This is a genomic window from Serratia nevei, assembly GCF_024160145.1.
In the GTDB taxonomy this organism is placed as follows: domain Bacteria; phylum Pseudomonadota; class Gammaproteobacteria; order Enterobacterales; family Enterobacteriaceae; genus Serratia; species Serratia nevei_A.
The window spans coordinates 1-20,445 of the sequence record NZ_JAMYWQ010000013.1 but is presented as its reverse complement, the minus strand read 5'-3'; the positions used below and the strand labels follow the sequence as shown (position 1 = coordinate 20,445).

Here is a 20,445-nt window from a genome sequence, read left to right as displayed (position 1 = left end):
CTTCATACGCTACATCAGTTTATTGATGCCAGTTAATGAGCATATTGGCTGGGATGTTTTTTTTGATAATAAGATTATTTGATAAGAGAAAGGAAGCTAGATGAAAATGAATAAGGTTATTCTAATTGGGTTTGTAGCGTTGATGTTGGCAGGTTGCGGTGACAGGTTCTCTTTTATATCAGGCTTTGTTGAAAAGGATTATACGGCTACCAAGATTGCGCCAACTTTAGGTTATATTGACTATCAATCCAGTGAGTTATTGGGGGGAGATAGAGAACCAATCTATGTCATTCTTACCTACAATAGTAACAAAGAACTGTATAAGCAAAGAAAAATTTCTGTGCAGGATGTACATCCTGATAGGGGAGCGCTCAGGTTGTACGTTCCTGCTATTGAAGGAATGAAATTTGAAACGATGGATATTAATTTGGAATATGGAACTATCAGAGTCGTCAATGGAGACAGCGGTCCTGAGTCAAATATGAGAAAAAGACTGGAAAGAGGAGTGTCAAGAGAGTTGGTGGATAAAGGAAAGAAAGTCTCTATTAAGTCGGGGATGGTTGATGCTGGTCCATATTATGGACTGATGCTAAGGGCGATCAGAAAATAAAAACATTAACATATTCGCGGTATGTCATTTCTGCATAAGGCAGGCATTGATGATGCCTCAAATTGGTTGGGTTAGATTTATAACGAATAACGATCGCTTTGTGGGACTGATGACCAGTATTGAAATTAGTCATCCTTGTTGTCAGCCTGACAGCTGTAGCGCTATGGATAGAATCTGAAAAAGCACAACCAATCTCGAGCACTTAACCATGGATGAGATGGAATAATGACCGCATTGCAGAATTTACTTCACACCTGTGGCGTGGATGAAAACAGCCTGGTGAGCCAGGCTCGGGCGCGTTGTGCTGACTGGGCGCGCTGGCTGATGCCGGTGGATGAACATCGGCCAACCGGAGAAGACCCGGGCTACGACGACGATTTCCAGCGCATCCGCGAAGAGGTCAACAAGCTCTCTGGCATTGATACCGGGCTGATCTGCCAGCTGGCGGAAAAACTGCTGACCGAGAGGTGCAAGGACTTACGCGTCATCACTTTCTACGTCTGGGCGCGTCTGCATCAGGACGGCGAAGCCGGGTTGGCGCAGGGCGTTGAGCTGCTGGCCGCCATGCTCGAACGGTTTGGCAACGGCCTGCATCCCCTGCGCGCCCGCAGCCGCAAATCGGCTCTGGAGTGGCTGGGCAGTCGCCGCGTGACGGACAGCCTTGCGCTGTACCCGGAAGTGGATATGCCCGTCATGCAGCGTACCACCGGCGCTCTACTGCTGGTGGAGCAGGCTTTCCTGACGTTTGATGACGATGCGCGTCCGGAACTTGGCGGGCTGTATCAGGCTCTGGACCACCGCCTGGTACAGAATGGCGGTGCCGGCAGCCTGGTGCCGCAGACCAGCCGGGAAGAGGGGCGCGTGACCGCGGCACCCCCTGCCGCGCCGCTGATGAATGCGGTCACGTCAGGGCGCGATCTGCTCGATCAGGCCAAGGTGTTGGCGAAATACCTGCGTGATCAGCCCGGTGGTTGGCTGGCAGGCCATCATCTGTTGAAAAGCGTCCGCTGGGATACGCTGACGGAGCTTCCGCCGCTGGATGCGGCCGGGCGCACTCGCCTGGCTCCGCCTAAGCCTGACAATAAAGCACATCTCAAACGCTTGTTTCTGCAGAAAAGCTGGTTAGAACTGTTGGAGCATACGGATACTCTGCTGGCCCAGGGAGTCAACCACCTGTGGCTGGATGTGCAGTGGTACACCTGGCAGGCACTGGTAAAACTGGACTCGGACAGCGTGCGCGCCGATATCGTCTGTCGTGACCTGAAAGGGCTGCTGGCCCGCCTTCCCGGGCTGGAAGCGCTGGCATTTAACGACGGCACACCTTTCGCCGACGACGTGACGCTGAGCTGGGTTAATGAAACCGTACTGGATGATCCGCCGGGATGGGAAAATGAGCCTGTGATGGCGGCCACTGCGAGCGGCGATGGTGATGTGCTGGCGCTGGAGCCTGAAGTGATGGCTAAAGCAGACGGCGAAGGCATCGAGGTTGCGCTCAGCTGGCTGCAGGTTCAGCCGGGTTACACCTCTGCCCGCGATCGGTGGCTGATGCGGTTGTTGATGGCCAGAGTCAGCGAGCAGTACGGTAAAAATGAAATGGCGTTGCATCTGTTGGGAGAGCTCGACGGCAGTGCCCGGGCTCTCACGCTCGAGCAGTGGACGCCAGAGCTGATATTTGAAGTCAAAGCCCGCAGGTTAAAACTGTTGCGGGGCAAGGCAGGGCGCAATGAAGCTGATAAAACGCGCCTGCAGCCTGAGATGGAGATATTGCTTGCCGGCTTGATTGCACTGGATCCAGCCCGAGCCGCGGTACTGTGCGGCTGATACTTCGGACGAAAAGAACATAATTACTATGGACGATTTAACCCTGCGTTATTACGACGCCGAAATGCGCTACCTGCTGGAAGCCGGCGAAGAGTTTGCCCGCGCTCATCCCGAGCAGGCGGCCATGCTCAACCTCGATAAAGCGGGCGCACGCGATCCGTATGTGGAGCGCCTGTTCGAGGGCTTTGCCTTCCTGATGGGACGCCTGCGTGAGAAACTCGACGACGACCTGCCGGAGCTGACCGAAGGTCTGGTCAGCCTGCTGTGGCCGCACTATCTGCGCACCATTCCCTCGATGTCGGTGGTGGAGTTCACCCCCGACTGGCGCGAAATGAAAGAACCGATGCGCATCGCCAAAGGCTTCGAGGTGAATTCGCGGCCGATCGGTGAGAAGGGTACGCGCTGCCGGTACACCACCACCCAGGAGATGACCCTTCAGCCGCTGTCACTTGAGCGTGCGCGTCTGGCAACCGATGCGGAGGGCCGCTCGGTTGTCACGCTGCGCTTTAGCTGCGGCGAATTGGCGGACTGGAGCCGTATCGATCTCAGCCATATCCCGTTCTACTTCAATGCCGATGCGCCGCTGGCCTGCGCCATGCACGAAGCGTTCACCCTGAATGTGGCCCGGATATGGCTGCGGATGCCCGGCGATGTGGACAGCAGGCCGCTCGACGGGTATTTCACCGCGCTGGGATTTGGCGAAGACGATACCCTTTGGCCGAAGAGCAACAGCAGTTTCAGCGGCTACCAGCTGTTGTTGGAGTACTTTACTTTCCGCGAGAAGTTCATGTTCACCGGCCTGCGTGGCTTGGAAACCGTGGCCTTTCCGGCAGAGCTTCCCTGGTTTGAAATCGGCGTGGTGCTGGCGCAGCGCTGGGAGCATGACTTCAGCTTTACCGAAAAGCATCTGCGCCTGAACTGCGTGCCGGTGATTAACTTGTTCCCGCTGGAATCAGATCCGCTGACGCTCACGTCCCTGCAGACAGAGTACATGCTGCGGCCGATGCGCGTACAGGATGGCCACACCGAAATTTACGCCGTGGACTCGGTGATGTCATCGAGCCGGCATACCTACGTGCCGTTTTCGAGCTTCCGCCACAAGGGCGGAATGATGCGCCACGCAGCACCGGAATATTACTACCACACCCGCGTGCGGCGCGGTCCGTCCGGGCTGCATAACACCTGGCTTATCCTCGGCGGTGAAGCCTTTGATAATCACACCGTACCCGAAGATGAAAGCCTGTCGCTGACGCTGACCGGCACTAACGGGCAATTGCCGCGCCGGGCGCTGCAGAGCACCGTGCTTGATACGGTAATGAAAACCACCTCGGCCAGCATCGCCGTGCGTAACCTGTGTGCGCCGACGCTGCCCTGTTATCCCCCGGCGCAGGATCGTTTCCACTGGCGCGTGCTGAGCCACCTTGGCAGCGGGTTTCTGTCGATGATGGATAATGCCGACGTGCTGCGCGGTACCCTGGCGCTGTACGAGTGGACAGACAGTGAGATGAACCGCCGTCGACTTGAGGCCATCCTCGACGTGAAACACAGTGAAACGGAGCGTTTTGAGCAGGGCTACCTGGTGCGCGGCGTACAGATTGAAGTGACGCTCGACAGCCACGGCTTTGCCGGCCGCGGCGATATCTGCCTGTTCGGTGAGATGCTGAGCCGCTTCTTCGCGCTGTACACCGATATTTATCTGTTTAACCGCCTGATTATCATCCTGCAACCGACCGGAGAGCGCCTGGAATGGCAAGAGAAGCACAACCGCCGTATTCCCGGCTGACCCCGCGGCTGGAAGCCGATCTTCACCGCATTAACTTTTACCGTTTCTGTCAGTTGCTGGAGAAGCGTAATCCGGGCAGGCCGCTGATGGGTTCAACCAGCCATCCTGGTGACGACCCGGTACGCTTTGCGCCCCATCCCGGAATGGGCTTTCCGGCCAGTGAACTGAAGGCAGTGGAGTACGACGAAGATGATGGCAGCAAACCGCCGCTCATCCGCACCACGTTTATGGGAATGTACGGCGTGGATTCACCACTGCCGACAGCCTATCTCGATGACATTATCCAGCGCCGGGAAGGGCATGAGGCGTTGCAGGGCTTTCTGGATATCTTCAGCCACCGCATTCTGACGCAATTTTACCGCATCTGGCGCAAATACTCTTACCCGGCCACCTTCGAGCCTGGCGGTGTCGACAGCATCTCGCAGTCACTGCTGGGGCTGATGGGGCTGGGGATTCCGGGGACGGCAAACCACATCGCCACGCCGATGTCGCGCTTTCTGGCGCTGCTCGGCGTACTGCGTCAGCCGGGTAAAACTCAGGAGGGAGTGCAGGCGCTGGTGGCCCTGCTGGCTCCGGGCACCACGGTGCAGGTGAGTCCGTACTGCCTGCGTCCGGTGGCGGTCGGTCAGCCGCTGGGTTTTTACGGCGATGATGATTTCCTGTTGGACGGCAATACGCCACTGGGAGACGAAGCGATGGATGCCGGTAGCCAACTGCGGATTGCGCTCACAACGGATAACGAACAGGAAGCGCAGGGCTGGAAGCCGGATGGTCTGCTCTATCAGGATTTTCAGGTCATGCTGCGGGTCTATCTGGGCTGGCGCTTTAAGGCCAGAATAACCCTGACCACCGCGACCCGGCTGCTGGCTGCACCGCCACTGGGCGAAGGGCCTTTTTGGCTGGGGATGAACGGTGTGCTGGGCGCTGAAGAGGGGGGGCCTGCAGAGGATATTCCTCAGACCTTTACGACGGAACTGGGCTGTTACACCGGGCTGGAGCCTGCGACACCACAACAAGGAAACCGACGTGTTACGTACAAGTTTAACTAAAACCGCGCGCCGGCTGTTACCCCTGCTGGCACTCAGTCTGGCGGGTTGCGGGGTGACGCAGAGCGTCAGCGATGGCACCAAATCGGCCTTCAGCGCCCTCTTTTACAAGAAGATTAAGGTCCTGCACCTGGATTTCACGGCGCGTGAAGCGCTGAATACTGACGCCCGCGAGAGCAACTCGTTGTCCGAGCCGGTAGTGGTTCGCGTTTACCAACTGAAAGACCGCAAGACCTTCGATAAAACGGTCTATCAGCAACTGCTCAAGGATGACGGCATCATTCTGAAAGCCGACCTGCTTGCCAGCCGTGATGTGGTGCTGAAACCGGGCGGAGATGTGAACCTGAATATGCCGATGGAGGCCGATGCCCAGTTTGTGGCGGTGGTGGGGTTATTCCGCCATCCGGATATGGACAACAACACCTGGAGGTTGACGTTGGGCCGTGAAGCGCTCGATCCGGACAAGGCCCGGGTGATCGAGGCCGGGAATAATCATTTGACGCTGCTCCACGTAAAGGATAAGTGATGCCTCATACTCACCAATCGCCTTCGCTGTATGAGTTGCTTACCGGCAACTTCACCGGTGGCCTGTCGCTCCATCAGGTCAGTGAAGAAAACCAGGTCATCCTGTCCGTGCTGGACAATATGCAGCGTATTCTCAACTGTCGCGCCGGCACATTGGCGCACCTGCCGGACTATGGCCTGCCGGATATGGCCAAGATCCTGCAAGGCATGCCGGGAAGTGCACATCAGTTAATGAGCACGCTTTCGGATGTATTGCTAAAATATGAACCGCGACTGAGACGTCTCCAGGTTGTGATGCTTGAGCAGACACAGCCGGGCGAGCTGCACTATGCTATTGAGGCTGAGCTGAAAGGCCTTGGCCTGGTGCGTTACGGCACTGAGTTTATGCCGGAGGGGCGCGTTCTGTTACGTCATCTAAAGCAGAAATATCTGGGGCGGTCGCTGTAAACTCAAGAAAACAGGGGAGGTGATCGCCCGTTAAATTAAATGGATTTTATGAATGAAATTGCAAGTTGGTATCAAAGTTTCATTATTACTCGCCATCCTGTTTACCCCCTCTATCATGGCTCACCCCGGGCGAACCAATGCGGATGGCTGCCATACCAACCGTAAAACCGGGGAGTATCATTGTCACGGGAGTAAAAGTCAGCGCGCTGATTATTTTAGGGAGCCGGTGCCACGAGATAATAAACCGGCGTCTTCACCGACCCAAAGCCACAAATCGTCTTCAAAGAAAATCGAGGGCGATGCAAAAAAAACTCCAATGGGTGCGCTGGGTAGAGGTAAAAATCATAGTAGCGATACGCCTATTCCCGTAGCGCAGCCCTCTGACCGGAGGACGCTATGCGTGAACAGCGAGAATATTCATGCCTATTGGGAATCGGTGACGGGGCGTTGTTTGGACAGAACAACCGGCAGAGAAATAACGCTTCTCTGAACGTTCGTTTTACTGCATTAAATTGCACTCTTTCGGCTCTGGTCCAAAATAATACGATTTATTGATATGGACAGAGTGATAATAAGGAATAAGGTATGGCAAGAAAAAATAAAGGTGATAATGCGGCGGGAGTTATCCTTGTCATTCTTGGTGCCATTGGTTGGGGGATTTATGTTGCTGTAAAGGCGCTGATTAATGTTAATGAACGTTTTATCGATTCAGTATCAACGCCTGAGGGTATTGTGGGTGTGTTTTTTGGCCTGCTGGTTATGGCTTCGTTACTGATCCGAGTGTTTATCTACCGTGGCTTCAGGCAAAAAACGGCAGCGTTGAAACAGAAAGAAACTGACCTTGAACAAAAAGAAAAGGCTTTTGAAGACAGAGTGAGTATTGCCGTATCGCGGTCTCTTGATCGAGAACGGGATCGACTGGCCAGCCACTGGGAGGTATTCCATGAAGCTAAAAACAAGTCGAGTCGGGCGCTACAGCGCATTGTGGACTCGGCATACAAGTTTAAGGTCAAGACGCTGCTGGCGGGGACAACGGTAAATAACTGGCAAAGCAAGTACGACCAGCTGCGGAAGGAAAAAGAGGCTTACGCTGCCGTCAGTGAGAAAATCACCTTTCTGGAGCTTGAAGATAACGCAGACTGGAAGGGCGTAAAACAGCAGTTTCTGGATAAAGTCGCCCTGCTGGAAAAGGCGCAGGAAGAAAAAGAGTATCAGGCCGAGCTTAAGCGCCAGATGCGGGAAGAAAAACAGCGTCAGGATGAGCTGGACAGACAGCAACAGGAAGCGGAAGAAGAAGAAAGACGCCTTGCTGAGCAACGAAAAATGCTTGAGGAAGCGCTGCTTGCCGCTGAAGGTGCCCACAGGGAAGAACTGGAAAGACAGCGGCTGGCGCTGGAGCAACAGATCCAGGAGGTGCATCAGCAGTATGAACGCGCCAAATCCATGGCCCAGCTTACCAAGCAGGGGCATGTGTATGTCATCTCGAATATTGGCTCTTTCGGTGAAAACGTCTTCAAAATCGGCATGACCCGCAGGCTGGAGCCGATGGAACGCGTGAAAGAACTGAGCGGGGCAGCCGTGCCGTTTGATTTTGACGTCCACGCCATGATTTCCTGTGATGACGCGCCGGCGCTGGAAAAAACGCTGCATGACCATCTGGAAAGCTACCGGATTAACCGAATTAACCTGCGCAAGGAGTTTTTCCGGGTGGATCTGAGCAAGATAATTAACACCGTAGAACGTCATCATGGCCGGGTTGACTATATTGCTGATCCGGTAGCGCTACAGTATCTGCAAAGCCAGGAATATGCAGACAGCGAAGTTGCCTAGCATTTTTAGCTATTAAAATAGCAGAGTATGTGGTCTGTCCGTCCGATATTGTTGATGCGTAATCAAGTGGAAAAGGTTTATGGCAAAATTAATAACCTCCCTGGCGCTTTGTTCGGGGAGAATGACTCACGGGGAACGACGTGTTGCTCAGCGTCTGGAGTCGCATCTGGGTGAGGATTGCCTGGTCTGGTATGACATCCCGGTGGGGCGGCAATACCGGCATCCGGACTTTGTGATCATTGATCCTGCTCTTGGGTTGATTTTTCTGGAAGTGAAGGATTGGCGGTTGAGTACTTTTCGTCATGCCGATCCACAAATGGTTATTCTGGCGACAGATCAAGGGGAAAAAAAAGAACGTCACCCGTTGGTGCAAGTCAGAGAGTATGCTTGCGCCACCGCCGAAATGTTATCTCAAGATCCTCGCCTGCAACAAAGTGGTTTATATAAGGGGAAATTGAAGCTTGCATGGGCTTATGGCGTGGTATTTACCAATATTACTCGGCAGCAGCTAAGGTCTCTTGCAGCTGATGATGCCGTTGAGGCTATATTCCCGGAAGCGCTGACGATTTGCCAGGATGAAATGACGGAGTCGACTCCAGCCTCCGCGTTTCGGCGCAAAATATCTTCCCTATTTACTACATCATTCCGACCGACTATTTCACCGTCGATCAGGGATATTGTGCGGCGCCACCTGTTTCCTGAAATAGCTATCCCGGTAAAAAATAAAGATAAACGCTTTCTGAAAGGGATGGATATCCAGCAAGAAGTACTGGCCCGTAATCTAGGCGAGGGGCATCGGGTGATCCACGGCGTGGCCGGCTCAGGTAAAACGTTAATTTTGTTATATCGCTGCCACTACCTTGCGGAGACGAGTGAGCGTCCCATTCTGGTACTTTGCTACAACATTACACTGGCAAACTATCTTCGGGAATGCCTGATTGACAGGGAATTAGCCCAGAAAGTGCATGTCTACCACTTCCATGGTTGGTGTGGTGTGGCTGCGCGCCAACATCGTCTGGCTATCAGTCCTGAAGGACCGTTTTTTGATAGTAGTTTTGCTGCATTGGAAAATGCCGTTGAGAGCGGGGTGATTACTGATACCGGATACGGCGCCGTGTTAATTGACGAAGGGCATGACTTTGATCGCCGGTGGCTGGCGCTGGTTGCCCGGCTATTTGATAATGACGAGCGATCGCTATTGCTGATGTACGATGATGCTCAGTCGTTATATCGCCGAGAGAGAGCATTGAATTTCTCACTGGCAAGCGTGGGGATCCAGGCACAGGGGCGCACATCCATTCTCCGGGTGAATTACCGTAACCCCCAGCGTATTCTCGACTTTGCATACGCTTTTTCACGAGACTACTTCGAAAAACATCATAACCAAGAGGTCCCTTTGGTGCTGCCGGAAGCCTGTGGTGACGAAGGCAAAGTGCCGGATCTGGTGCAATGTGATTCCGCCGAAGAAGAGGCCAGGCGTGTCGTTTCCTGGCTGACGCAAAAGTATGCCCTGACTGGACGGTGGGGAGATATGGCGGTGTTATGCCCGACGCAGTTTTCTGCGCAGCGGCTTATCGATGTTTTGGATAAGCAGGGGATACCCAAGAGCGTCAGCTTTACCTCCGTGGATAAGAAGCGCTATTCACATCGGGAAAACGTGGTGCATCTACTGACTTTACAGAGCAGTAAAGGGCTCGAATTTCCTTTTGTGGCGGTCATTGACGCTTCTTTTGTGCATAAAGGCGCAGAGGATGAATCGGCGGGGATCCCGGCACTTTATGTGGCCTTCACCCGTGCGACTCGCGAGTTGCTGGTGACCTGCTATCGGCAGAACAGTATCAGTCGCCACCTGGCGCGTTTTGCCGAGATGGATCTTCAGGAGTTGAAATACAGTGAACAGCAGTAATACGCTAAAAACGGGTGGTGACCCGCGCACACTACCGGATTATGCCGCCCTGCGTGATGAACTGGCGAAGCTCTCGCACCCGGCTCGTCCGGATGTGAGCTGGCAGTATGTTGAAAAACTTAGTCTCTCACTGTTTGAGCAGAATGGCGTGGAATTACAAACGGCAGCCTGGTATACGCTTGCGCGTACGCAGCTGGCCGGCTTATTCGGGCTCAATGAAGGGCTGGCGATACTCGAGGCCCTGATAAGCCATCAGTGGGGGACGCTGTGGCCGCAGCCAGTCCATGCTCGCATGGAGATTCTCAGCAGTCTGAGCCAGCGTCTGCAGCAACGGATGCGCTCGTTGCCGCTTAATTACAGCGACCTCAGCCAGCTGTATCGGGCAGAGAAGCTGCTTACCGGTCTGGGGGAGGTGTTGCAGCGTCTGGAGCTTAAGCATCTCAGCCAACTCGATACGTTGCGTACTCAGATGCACAACAGTGCTGTCCGGCTGGAAAATAGTGATAACTCAACCTGCGCCGGGCCAAACATTCAGACAGGTATCGTGTTGCCCGCCACCGTGATGAATGCTGCGACAGCAGCCATGAGGGACCTTACTGGTAGTCCTGCTGAAGATACACCTGACAGTTCAGTGAAGTGGGTGTACGTTGCGCAGCCAGAGCACCAAACGAATGTGGAAGTACAGACGGCAATGCCCGCTCTGGCCAAAAAGTGGAAATCTTTCAGCGCCGGGATGTGTACCATGCTGATAATAAGTGCAGCCGCGGTGTGGAGCTGGCAGTATCTTCACCGACCTGACCCTCTACAGGCTCAGCTTGCAGCCTCATTGGCCCCGTTACCTGCCCCCCTCACGACTGAGCAGATTGATGCGTTGCGCCAGCAGATTCCGCTACCGCGGGACTTTATCGCCCAGACACAGCAGCAGCTTGCCCGACTGGATAAGTTGCCGCCTGACTGGACTGTTGTCTATAGCCGGCAACTGGTTGAGCAGGCTGGATTACTGTGGCCGGAGCAGGTAAAGCCTCTGGTACAACAGTGGCAGCAGCAACTTGATGCTGCTGCATTACCGGTAGAACAGCTTAATGGCTGGTATCAGGGGATGACAGCGTTACAAAAACTGAGTGACCGCTTGAACGGGCTTGATGAGCAGAAGGGAAAATACATGACAGTCAGTGAACTGAAGTCCATTGTATTTTCCGTCCGACAGTCTTTTAACCAGTCCATACCGGCCGAAGAGCAATTGCGTGTATTGTCAGAAAATCCTGCTGAAGTACCTTTACCAGCTGTTGCCAGAGTTCAACTTGAAATGCATTTGAAGCAACTGATCACCCGATATGCGATACTGGTCCAGCCTGAAATGCATCGTATCACTGATAATAAAAATAATATTGATGAATAAAAAAGGATAATGCAAAAGGAGTGGCGGAACAATTAAATATTTGAGGTCAGATTCTTACACCAACAAAAAAGCAGATGCCCGAGCAACCATGCATCATCAAACTTATTGTAGATAATGCTATTTCTATTATTCACTATAGTGTCAAAATCCAGGAGGGCAGGAGTATGCCGACAAAAAAAGCAGAAGAATTTCTCACCGCTTTAGCGGACGAGCTTGCAATCAGTGAGTCTCGTTATGAACAGGCATGCCGCAGCTACACATCACTTGGTGAATGGCTTCATCGGCCAGAATCTGCTGTCATCCAATATGATCCACAAGTTTATGTACAAGGATCATTTCGACTGGGTACTGCTATTCGTCCCCTGAATGATGAAGAGGAATACGATGTAGATTCTGTTTGCTTACTTCAAAGCCTCAGTACACAGGATATTACTCAGAACGATTTAAAGACTCTGCTCGGCGATGAGATTAAAGCTTATCGTAAAGCTCAAAACATGGTTAGACCCGTTCGTGAAGGTCGGCGTTGTTGGGTTCTGGACTATGCTGACGGAGCCCAGTTTCATATGGATGTTGTCCCCTCCCTTCCTAATGCGGCCCGTCAGCGTATGCTACTTGAAACTTACGGCTTTGATCTCAAATGGTCTGAGACGGCTATGGTTATCACCGATATCGAATCTCCCGTTTACCATGCGCTTTCCGACGATTGGCAGCGTTCTAATCCCAAGGGGTATGCTGAGTGGTTCAAGCTGCGGATGAGGGATGTTTTTGAACGGCGCAGAAAAGTGCTGGCGGAATCTATGAAGGCCAGTGTTGAGGATATTCCTGACTATAAAGTTCGGACACCACTCCAGTCAGCGATTATGATCCTCAAACGCCACCGTGACGGCATGTTTGAAAAGCGGTATGACGAGCGTCCCATTTCGATCGTTATTACAACGCTTGCCGCACATGCTTACAATGGTGAAGACAAGATCGCTGATGCTTTATACTCAATCCTTGCTCAAATGGACTCTTTTATCGAACATGACGGGCATCGTTATATCATCCGTAACCCTTCAGATCCGCTCGAAAACTTTGCAGATAAATGGCCTCAGCACCCTGAGAGAGAAGCTGCGTTCTTCGAGTGGCTCCAACAGGCCCGGCAAGATTTTGGAGACTTAGCGAAGCAGATGGAGAAACGCAACCTGGTTGAAAGTGTCCGGCCTCATATGGGGGCGGTTGCGGACAGAGCAGCGACACGTCTTGGCCCTCCACCAGAGTCTATGCTGCAACCTGCGTCAACAATAGCAGCTCTTGGCGCTACCGCAGTGAGCACGCCTGCATTTCCTAATACCAGACGGGAGCCAACTTCACCGAAGGGGTTTGCATGATTATTTGGTGGGTGGAGCAGCCTGTCCGTGCGCAGTCCGAACGTGCCGCTATTTCAGACTTGGCGGAGCAGAACCCGTGGCTCATTAATTTAAAGTGGTACTTAGCAAGCAACTTACGACTTGCGGCTGACTTTGATTTGCAAGTAGAAGAGCGGCTAATTCCGTTAACAATTATATACCCCGAATATTTCCCGGATGTTCCCCATTCAGTCGTTCCTCGGGATGGCCAACGTTTGTCTGCCCATCAATATGGAGAGTCGGGAGAGCTTTGTCTGCAGTTTCGCTCAGATAATTGGACGCCCGAAATTACGGGCGCCATGATGATTGAAAGTGCCTATCGCTTACTGTTAACCGAGCAGGAAACAGGTGAAACTGCACCATCAGAACATCGAACCCTTCCCGCTCAGCGAGCAAGAAATGCCGTGTTTCGTTTCCTTTATTCTCAGGGCGTGTTAACAGGGTTGTTGATGGTAGATGAGGGGCATGTGGTAGATGCGGAAATCCAGGAGCATTTTTATTCTGGTGTTTTTGCCGCTCAGCTTACACGAATCGGCCCTGCCGACGCACCTATGTGGATTGAACCAAACAGGCGTGGTTACGGGGCAAGCACGGTAGCGACTAAGGTGATCCGTCTGCCTAATAGCGCGCCAGTGAAGTGCCATACTCTTGATGAATTGATTTCATTGCTTGAACTCCATGACCTGGCAACTACGATACCTGAGTTATTGCAAGCATCCGGGTCTTTAGGGCTTATTATTTTCAATGGCACTAATCTGCAGCTCTCAATGACTTTCGGTGCTTCAGACTCCCGTAAGCTGGTCAACTACGACAAGATTGTTGCTGATCTTGATAGTGTGCGTCTTGATCCTGAGTTAGCTCGTCTCAAAGCTGCGAAAGTTGCAGTCGTTGGTTGTGGATCCGTTGGGTCCAAAGTTGCCGTGCATCTTGCCCGGTCTGGTGTAGGGCAGTTTGTTCTTGTTGACGGAGATTTGCTTGCTTCGGGAAACCTGGTTCGCAATGAGCTGGACTGGCGGGCCGTTGGTATGCATAAATCACGTGCACTTGCAGCCAGGCTCCAGGAGGTCAATGCCGGCTGCGAAATTCTTAGCCGCACGACAGTTTTAGGTGGGCAAGAGAGTGGAGAGGCAACTTCTGCAACGATGGGGTATATCTCAGACAGCGATTTAATTATAGACGCAACCGCTGACCCGGCAGTCTTTAATCTGTGCGCGTCAATTTCACGTCGGGCAAAGAAACCAATGTGCTGGGCCCAGGTTTTCGGTGGTGGAGGTGGCGGTATAGTCGTTCGACTACGCCCAGGCCTGGATCCCACGCCTCTTACTGCCAGGCAGCGGATAGAAGCTTGGTATGCGGAGCAGGGTATCGCGTGGCCTGAGAGCGACACTTCACAGCCATATTCACACGTTGTTGGTTCTGGGGAACCGTTAATTGCAGATGACGCCGATGTTTCTGTTATTGCGGCGCACTTATCTCGTTATGCAATTGATCTTCTCGTCCGCCCTGGTTCCACAATCTTTCCCTATTCAGCCTACCTTATCGGAATGGCTGACAGTTGGATATTCACCGCCCCCTTTGACGTGAGACCCATTGATCTTGGAGAAAATGATGGGTGGGATACAGAAGTACAAGCAGGTGATCCCGAAGCTTGCCGACAATTACTAGCCGACTTGTTCCCCGGAGAAAACGATGCAGGTTGAGATCGCTGAAAACGTCAAAAGCACACTGCGTAAAGCACTCAAAGCCGCTGGCTGCAGGGAGATTGGCGGAGTGATGATGGGAGAGCAGATTACTCCGGGCCATTTTCGAGTTGTTGACCTGTCGATAGATAGTCAGACTGGGGGGAAAGCTCACTTTGTACGCGATTCAGAGGCGCATAACGAGGCTCTGGATGTTTTTTTTCAAAGAACCGGGCATCAGTATGATCGATTCAACTATCTGGGGGAATGGCACTCTCATCCCCGTTTCTCAGTCATACCGAGCTCTCAGGACGTTGCTTCAATGATCGATTTGGTAGAAGGAGAAAGGGGGATCGAGTTTGCTGTGTTGCTAATCGTCAGACTGGGTTGGTGGCGAAGACTTTCCCTCTCTTGTACTCTATTTTGTCGAAATGCGAACCCTTCGGCCGTCAATATTCTGGAGTCATCATCTTGATAAATTATTTTCTGCGCTCACTGATTGACTGGGTCTTCAGAAAGCGGTCAGCAGGCTTGGCTTTGGTTAGAATTGGTGTCCCGCTTTTTGGGTTGGTTCTTGTTGGGCTCACTGTTGGCGTGACGATACCGACATCCCGAGGGAACTTCATTCTCAGTTGGGATTCATCCGGCAGTACTGGTGCGCTAAGTTGGGGCGTGTTTATTATTGCGATCTTAATAGTTCTCTTAGGTATATCTCTGATAGTTAGAGATATTCGTTGGGAAAGTCGCAAGAAAGTTATCGTTATTGAGGCTAGAGGGCTTAGAGATTACCAGGGACAACCTTTGGCGAGCTCTGTTCCTTCATCAGTATTGGGGCGGCGTGAACAGGTCATCATTGATCTAAGAAAGGGGGGGATGGTCGATGGTACGATCTTGAGTCCAGATGCAGCTATACGTCGATTGGTGAGCCTCCCTGATGATATAGCGCGGAGATGTGATGGGCTGGATAGATCAGACATATCATTTGTACTCGGTGGACTCGCCCCCGTTCCGTTTCTCTTTTTGCTCGGAGTGATGGTTGATGATGAATCCCAAACACTTTTCATGGACTGGGATCGGCGGCAACATGCGTGGCGCGCGCTTACTGATGAAGATGATGGTAACCGTTTCATTGTTACAGGGCTTGATGGCATCAACACCACAGTAAAACGGGTGGCACTATGCGTGTCTGCATCATACGATGTCCTAGAAGCAGATGTGCAGATGGTTGAAACTGGTGTTCCCATCATCAAAGCGGAGTTAGTAGAACGTAGTACTCATTCGCACTGGTCAGAAGCTAAGCAACAGTATCTCGCGCAGCAGTTCTTGGATATTGTCATGTCCTTAGCTCAGCAAGGTATTGTCGAAATATCCTTATTTCTGGCAGCTCCTGCGAGTCTTTCTCTGCGATTGGGTACTATCTACGACAGGCGCAATCTTCCTCGTATTGACGTTAATCAATATGAACAAAGTGATCCTAAGCGATTCCCTTGGGCGATTCGGATGCCTGTGGCCGGAGTACCCCATGCGGAGTTGATACAACGATAACCGCATTATACAGCAAGCGCTTTGAAGGCCGGCGTGTGGTGCGCTGGCTGTGTTTTAACGCTAAGTCAGGTATGGGGGGAGGATGAAGGTAGTCGTTTACGGTCTCAACAGAGATGGTAACATGTTGTCGTATTCGTCTCCCTGCACATCGACATGGTCAGATTCATTCAAAATAGGTGAACAGTAATGCCATTGTATCAACGGGTTCACTATTTTTCCGTTCAGAAATGCAAACGCGTTTTCTGGCACCCTGAGTACGGAACTGTGCGGTTTGACGATATGATCGCAAATGCACATGAGTATGGTCTAGGAGCCGTGTATGTTGCCGGCATTTCGGTTGAAAATTTACCTCTTCATTATCGCCGCTTTTTCATTCCGGAAGAGGCGTTCTCAGCAACTGGATTTCTTTGCGATTTCTGGTCCCGCAGTTACTCAAATAAATATGTACAAGAAATAACCGGTAAACCGGATGTACTAATTATTGATCGGCGGCTTGAGGCGTGCCTGGGTGTTGCATTTTTTGATTGGCTGGAGAAGGAATGCATTACATACCAGTATCCTGCTCCGAGGGATAAAAAATTCGCCTCAACGGTGAGGCATTACCAGAGTTATCCGCATATTTTTGTACACGGGGAGGGGGTACCGGAGCCGGTAGAAGGTATGAGGGAACCCTGGCCGCTTTCGCTGGAAAGGCTGAATACTTGGGACGAAAAACGGACTAGCCTTAATGATAATTTGTCACCCGCCATCAGGCAGGTTGCTGCGAGGTTGTATCCGGCAGGATATCGACCTGAAGGGCCGTCAAGCCCGAGGCTTCCTGATGATTTTCAGGTAAACGAGATTTATCTCAGCGTGGCATCATCTAATGACGTGATGCTGAATGCTGCTGGTTGGCGCCCCGCCAGGCAAACGTCTTATGGTTTTGAATTTGGGTATGCGGTTAATAATGTTGGGGACCCTAATGACGGTGCTACTGCCCCCAGCATATGGCAGAAGGAAATTTTGATTGCATTACGTTGCCTTGAATCTCAGTTTGACCGGTTGGCACAAGTGCTAAGCTGCCATTTTGGTGGGAATCATTATTCTACAATCTTAGGTCAGATCAAAAATAATAAATACAGAACGTTATTGCCGCTTACCAGTATTGAACAGGATGTACTCTTTGGATGGGTGGGGTTGGATACGGACGATCCGACAGGGCGCACGATCTATGACCTGTCAAAAATAGGTGTGGCCGATACGGTTTCGTTATGGGAGCATATAACGAATGGTGGTGATCAACGTAAATCCTTTGAAATAAGACCAAAGACAGGCATTGATGACCCGGCATATCGGTTATTTGCTGTTATTGGGCATCGTGCTTGGTATTACCTGATATCTTATCGAGCCAGTCGTTCATGCCATGCTTTGGATAGTGGACGTTGTATTAACTATGAACTTGGCCAGTCTCTGAGTATTCGTGGTACAGATTACAGAAAGTTGTTGAGTGCTGCGCTGAAAGGAAAACCGGATAAGATAGGTTCCATATTGAATGATTATCTTTAACACTAATCTTTTCCATTTGTTCAATGCGGTGGGGGCATGCTATAGCAATAATAAATTTTATGAGTGTTGACTGGTTTGAGTAATATTTATCGCTGGTAACAATGTGCCATCCTTCATGTCGGTTTTTACATTTGAATGGATGTAGGTAAACGTATCATCAGCGTGAAGTGTATAAAAATGGCAGCGTGCTTCAGGTTAAATGCTGGTGCGTTTATCTACATCCGGTGTGTATTATTATTTTTCTATTTTACTAAGACTTTCAATACCAACAATTTTCTTTAAAACATCAAGGTATTCACATTTATTATCATAAAGCCAGTGAATAACATCATTTGTGCGAAGTAATTTGGCTATGTAAGACTTGACTATAATTAGATTAAGATTGTTTTCGGCGTATTCATTCTGAATATTCTGTGTTTCAATCTGAAGTGCAGCCATTTCTTTTTCCAAGCGGGCAAGTGTTTTTACCATGTCTTTGTCTTCGGTAGTATTATCAATTTGTCTGACAAGATGCTCTGACGGTAAAGTGTGCAACATAGAGAGTGCAAATTTTTTGGTAAAGTTATTGAGTGTTATCATTGTGGTAACAAATTCAATCTGTTTATAGGGTTTAATCCTGCGTAGTATATCGAAGACGTTCTGAGATACATTTTTTTCGGCCAGCAAAGCAAGTACCTCTTTTGCTATACCATCAGAAATACGGAGTCGTGTATTGATGATGCTTTGAGATAAACCAAGCACGGCACAAAGTTTCTCGACCGGGACACCTGACTCAACCGCTTTTTGAAGCATCTTTTGTTCCTGAAGAATTGTTAAATGATTGACTCGTTTGTTATAGGAGTAAGTATCCTCAACTGGGGAGATTAGGCAATGGGCATGAGCTATGTTCAGATCTTTCAATGCTTCGATGCGTAAGTGTCCGTCTAGTACCTTTTGCTCTTCATTATCATTGATAAATATAATGACTGGCTCTATTAAACCAATTTCTGCAATTGAGCTAACAATTTGTTTGTATTTCCCACTTGATTTTATGTTGACAGGAAGTGTTCGTGATGGGATTAATTTATCTATCAGATATGACTGAAAGTGATTATTAAAACATTGCTTTATCATATTTATTTCCTCTTGTTATCTATCGGGAACCAAAACTTCCGGGATATCATTGATATTGTTTTCATGTAAAAGATTACAGAAATCACTGTCCTGGACTAGTTTTCTGAAAACTTCTTTTACTACCATAAGTGTCTCACGTGCATACTTTGCTTTTACCTGAATATCTCTGTGTTCGTCAGCATTTCTTTGATAGATAACGGCAAGCTCCTCTGGTGTGTATTTTTTCTGAACTCTTTTGGGTGTATATGTTTTGTTTGTGGAGCCTTTGTTACCTTTTTTACGATTTTCAATTATTCGCTTGATAATATTGATTTGTCTTCCTTTAATATTTCCATTCAGTAGGGCCTCTGTCAGTGAATCTTGAATGGACTCATCGGTGGAACGAGATATTTCTACCGCAAGGTATAAAGGAATATGACCGGCTTCGAAAGCAGCAAGTAGCTTTTTCTCACCTCTTCCCAACAGCGTTGTTACTCCCTGTACCCAACTGACCGCGTATCCGAGACGCTCACTAATATCTTTATCGTTTAGTCCCTGATCTTTTAACTGTCGAACGCTGTCAAGAAGTTCGGTTGCCCTAGGTTTCCTTCTGGCTATATTCTCAGCCAGACTCATCAGGTGCCCTGTTTCTTCATTAACATCCCTGATGACTGCTGGTATGTGAGTCTCCTGATAATGTTGATAAGCTTCAAGTCTTCCTTGGCCACAAATTAAAGCATATTCAAACTTATCATGTACAATTCGGCGAACTGTCACCGGACGTTTTAGCCCAATTTTATGAATATTTTCTTTAATCTCATTGTGATTGAACTTATCTCTTTTACGATGGTTGACGACCATTATTTTACTGATTTCAATAAGATCAATTTTTTCTTCTTTCATGCTATAGCTCCTGTAGTTTTATTCTTCTTATTAATCTATAAAAAGAGGATAGATTATCAAATCGGTATAAGTCGAAGCAGTAAGGATTTGTCTCCTTCAGGGATATAGTCTGTGAAATAATATCTATCGCTGGGAAAATATAGTAATCGACAACCGCTTGATTAGTACTGTCCATTCTTACAGCAATATTGATATCGGGAGAGAAATTGTAGTTGAAATTTATCTTCCATCTGAGACTATTTGGCCCCGTACGCCTACATCGGGAAGTTTGTATAGATAGAGTGAACTCATCATTGATATGAAAAACTCCTGTCGTTGATGCATCACTAATCCAGCCTCCTTCATTGCTAATATTGCCAATGATTGAGTTGGTCATTTCTGCGTTTAAGTTCTTAATGAACTTGTTGGTTTCAAGCCAGCTGTAATCAGTTTCTGGTGTGTAACCGATTAAATGATAAACGCGCAAAAGGCTTCCGAAACGATAACGATAGACGCTGCTGGAAGGGAAGCGTTCTTCTTCGTCAATAATAATTCCTGAAAGCCTACCTCTCTTTTTTAGTAATGTGTGTAATTTTTCAAGTAGTTCTTCTTCAGATAAGCGAATGGCTCGTGATCTGATAATTTCATTTGCACGTTTAAATTTATCAAGGCTTATAACTGGAGTATAAGCACCATCGCACCGAATCCATTCCTCTTCGGGGTTGAGGACATACTGTTGTTTTAGTTTAAACGATGTTTTGTTATAAATACTGTTACCAATGTATTTTTCATTGGTCAGTATTTGATGAATCTTTGCTCTGTGTTAGTACCGATGTAAAAATGACCCACATGCCAATGTAATTCGGACCCACCTGGGGTAAAACTGGCAGTTTTAAGCGAGCTGCCGATGCTAACATTGGAGTTAAGAGTGGAGATTGCTGTTCTTC

The 20,445-nt window shown here is 49.9% G+C and carries 18 protein-coding genes; 15 read left to right on the top strand and 3 right to left on the bottom strand.

Annotation, left to right across the window (positions count from 1 at the left end; translation table 11 throughout):
* The first annotated feature begins 100 nt into the window (after positions 1 to 100).
* From M6G53_RS11310 to M6G53_RS11240, 15 genes are all read left to right on the top strand, one after another.
* Positions 101 to 610, top strand: a complete 510-nt coding sequence (locus tag M6G53_RS11310) for a hypothetical protein (protein WP_073534453.1) — start codon at positions 101 to 103, stop codon at positions 608 to 610.
* A gap of 225 nt (positions 611 to 835) precedes the next feature.
* Positions 836 to 2,431 (top strand): type VI secretion system protein TssA, encoded by a 1,596-nt coding sequence (gene tssA, locus M6G53_RS11305; protein ID WP_253331387.1) that lies wholly within the window; start codon positions 836 to 838, stop codon positions 2,429 to 2,431.
* Positions 2,432 to 2,459: 28 nt separating this feature from the next.
* On the top strand, positions 2,460 to 4,214 hold the full coding sequence (gene tssF, locus M6G53_RS11300) for a type VI secretion system baseplate subunit TssF (RefSeq protein ID WP_253331385.1): 1,755 nt from the start codon (positions 2,460 to 2,462) through the stop codon (positions 4,212 to 4,214).
* Positions 4,178 to 5,263, top strand: coding sequence for a type VI secretion system baseplate subunit TssG (tssG, locus tag M6G53_RS11295; RefSeq protein WP_253331383.1), 1,086 nt, complete (start codon positions 4,178 to 4,180; stop codon positions 5,261 to 5,263). The genes tssF and tssG overlap by 37 nt, the downstream gene beginning before the upstream one ends.
* A complete protein-coding gene (gene tssJ / locus M6G53_RS11290) occupies positions 5,241 to 5,786 on the top strand; it encodes a type VI secretion system lipoprotein TssJ (RefSeq protein WP_253331375.1) in 546 nt (181 codons plus the stop codon). The genes tssG and tssJ overlap by 23 nt, the downstream gene beginning before the upstream one ends.
* Entirely contained in the window at positions 5,786 to 6,232 is a 447-nt protein-coding gene (gene tssE, locus M6G53_RS11285) for a type VI secretion system baseplate subunit TssE (protein WP_253331366.1), read from the top strand. Before tssJ ends, tssE begins: the two co-directional genes overlap by 1 nt.
* A 52-nt stretch (positions 6,233 to 6,284) precedes the next feature.
* Entirely contained in the window at positions 6,285 to 6,722 is a 438-nt protein-coding gene (locus tag M6G53_RS11280) for a DUF1283 domain-containing protein (RefSeq protein WP_253331358.1), read from the top strand.
* Positions 6,723 to 6,817: 95 nt separating this feature from the next.
* Positions 6,818 to 8,062: a GIY-YIG nuclease family protein gene (locus M6G53_RS11275; protein ID WP_253331356.1), complete on the top strand. Its 1,245-nt coding sequence runs from the start codon at positions 6,818 to 6,820 to the stop codon at positions 8,060 to 8,062.
* 79 nt (positions 8,063 to 8,141) lie between these two features.
* Positions 8,142 to 9,968 carry an NERD domain-containing protein gene (locus M6G53_RS11270; protein WP_253331354.1) on the top strand — a complete coding sequence of 609 codons (1,827 nt, stop codon included), beginning with the start codon at positions 8,142 to 8,144 and terminating at the stop codon, positions 9,966 to 9,968.
* A complete protein-coding gene (locus M6G53_RS11265) occupies positions 9,955 to 11,367 on the top strand; it encodes a VasL domain-containing protein (RefSeq protein WP_253331351.1) in 1,413 nt (470 codons plus the stop codon). The genes M6G53_RS11270 and M6G53_RS11265 overlap by 14 nt, the downstream gene beginning before the upstream one ends.
* 74 nt (positions 11,368 to 11,441) lie before the next feature.
* Complete coding sequence (locus M6G53_RS11260; protein ID WP_253331348.1) at positions 11,442 to 12,737, top strand: nucleotidyltransferase domain-containing protein; 1,296 nt, start codon at positions 11,442 to 11,444, stop codon at positions 12,735 to 12,737.
* The gene (locus M6G53_RS11255; RefSeq protein ID WP_253331344.1) at positions 12,734 to 14,455 is read left to right on the top strand and encodes a ThiF family adenylyltransferase; all 1,722 of its coding nucleotides are present in this window, start codon (positions 12,734 to 12,736) and stop codon (positions 14,453 to 14,455) included. Before M6G53_RS11260 ends, M6G53_RS11255 begins: the two co-directional genes overlap by 4 nt.
* A complete protein-coding gene (locus M6G53_RS11250) occupies positions 14,445 to 14,909 on the top strand; it encodes a Mov34/MPN/PAD-1 family protein (RefSeq protein ID WP_253331335.1) in 465 nt (154 codons plus the stop codon). The genes M6G53_RS11255 and M6G53_RS11250 overlap by 11 nt, the downstream gene beginning before the upstream one ends.
* Complete coding sequence (locus tag M6G53_RS11245) at positions 14,906 to 15,979, top strand: SAVED domain-containing protein (protein WP_253331333.1); 1,074 nt, start codon at positions 14,906 to 14,908, stop codon at positions 15,977 to 15,979. Before M6G53_RS11250 ends, M6G53_RS11245 begins: the two co-directional genes overlap by 4 nt.
* A gap of 186 nt (positions 15,980 to 16,165) precedes the next feature.
* Positions 16,166 to 17,524 carry a hypothetical protein gene (locus M6G53_RS11240; RefSeq protein ID WP_253331331.1) on the top strand — a complete coding sequence of 453 codons (1,359 nt, stop codon included), beginning with the start codon at positions 16,166 to 16,168 and terminating at the stop codon, positions 17,522 to 17,524.
* 234 nt (positions 17,525 to 17,758) lie between these two features.
* On the opposite strand, the gene M6G53_RS11235 is transcribed toward M6G53_RS11240, so the two are convergent.
* The 3 genes from M6G53_RS11235 to M6G53_RS11225 are packed head-to-tail and all read right to left on the bottom strand — an operon-like array spanning position 17,759 to position 20,309.
* Positions 17,759 to 18,637: a plasmid partitioning protein RepB C-terminal domain-containing protein gene (locus M6G53_RS11235; RefSeq protein ID WP_073534623.1), complete on the bottom strand. Its 879-nt coding sequence runs from the start codon at positions 18,635 to 18,637 to the stop codon at positions 17,759 to 17,761.
* Between the two features lie 15 nt (positions 18,638 to 18,652).
* Positions 18,653 to 19,519 carry a ParB/RepB/Spo0J family partition protein gene (locus M6G53_RS11230; RefSeq protein ID WP_253331329.1) on the bottom strand — a complete coding sequence of 289 codons (867 nt, stop codon included), beginning with the start codon at positions 19,517 to 19,519 and terminating at the stop codon, positions 18,653 to 18,655.
* A gap of 1 nt (position 19,520) precedes the next feature.
* Entirely contained in the window at positions 19,521 to 20,309 is a 789-nt protein-coding gene (locus M6G53_RS11225) for a recombinase family protein (RefSeq protein WP_366519498.1), read from the bottom strand.
* Positions 20,310 to 20,445: the final 136 nt, after the last annotated feature.

Coding starts and splice junctions, on each gene's coding strand:
- M6G53_RS11310 (WP_073534453.1), top strand. CDS start 101: ATGAAAATGAATAAGGTTATTCTAATTGGGTTTGTAGCGTTGATGTTG.
- tssA (WP_253331387.1), top strand. CDS start 836: ATGACCGCATTGCAGAATTTACTTCACACCTGTGGCGTGGATGAAAAC.
- tssF (WP_253331385.1), top strand. CDS start 2,460: ATGGACGATTTAACCCTGCGTTATTACGACGCCGAAATGCGCTACCTG.
- tssG (WP_253331383.1), top strand. CDS start 4,178: ATGGCAAGAGAAGCACAACCGCCGTATTCCCGGCTGACCCCGCGGCTG.
- tssE (WP_253331366.1), top strand. CDS start 5,786: ATGCCTCATACTCACCAATCGCCTTCGCTGTATGAGTTGCTTACCGGC.
- M6G53_RS11280 (WP_253331358.1), top strand. CDS start 6,285: ATGAAATTGCAAGTTGGTATCAAAGTTTCATTATTACTCGCCATCCTG.
- M6G53_RS11275 (WP_253331356.1), top strand. CDS start 6,818: ATGGCAAGAAAAAATAAAGGTGATAATGCGGCGGGAGTTATCCTTGTC.
- M6G53_RS11270 (WP_253331354.1), top strand. CDS start 8,142: ATGGCAAAATTAATAACCTCCCTGGCGCTTTGTTCGGGGAGAATGACT.
- M6G53_RS11260 (WP_253331348.1), top strand. CDS start 11,442: ATGCCCGAGCAACCATGCATCATCAAACTTATTGTAGATAATGCTATT.
- M6G53_RS11255 (WP_253331344.1), top strand. CDS start 12,734: ATGATTATTTGGTGGGTGGAGCAGCCTGTCCGTGCGCAGTCCGAACGT.
- M6G53_RS11250 (WP_253331335.1), top strand. CDS start 14,445: ATGCAGGTTGAGATCGCTGAAAACGTCAAAAGCACACTGCGTAAAGCA.
- M6G53_RS11240 (WP_253331331.1), top strand. CDS start 16,166: ATGCCATTGTATCAACGGGTTCACTATTTTTCCGTTCAGAAATGCAAA.
- M6G53_RS11235 (WP_073534623.1), bottom strand. CDS start 18,637: ATGATAAAGCAATGTTTTAATAATCACTTTCAGTCATATCTGATAGAT.
- M6G53_RS11230 (WP_253331329.1), bottom strand. CDS start 19,519: ATGAAAGAAGAAAAAATTGATCTTATTGAAATCAGTAAAATAATGGTC.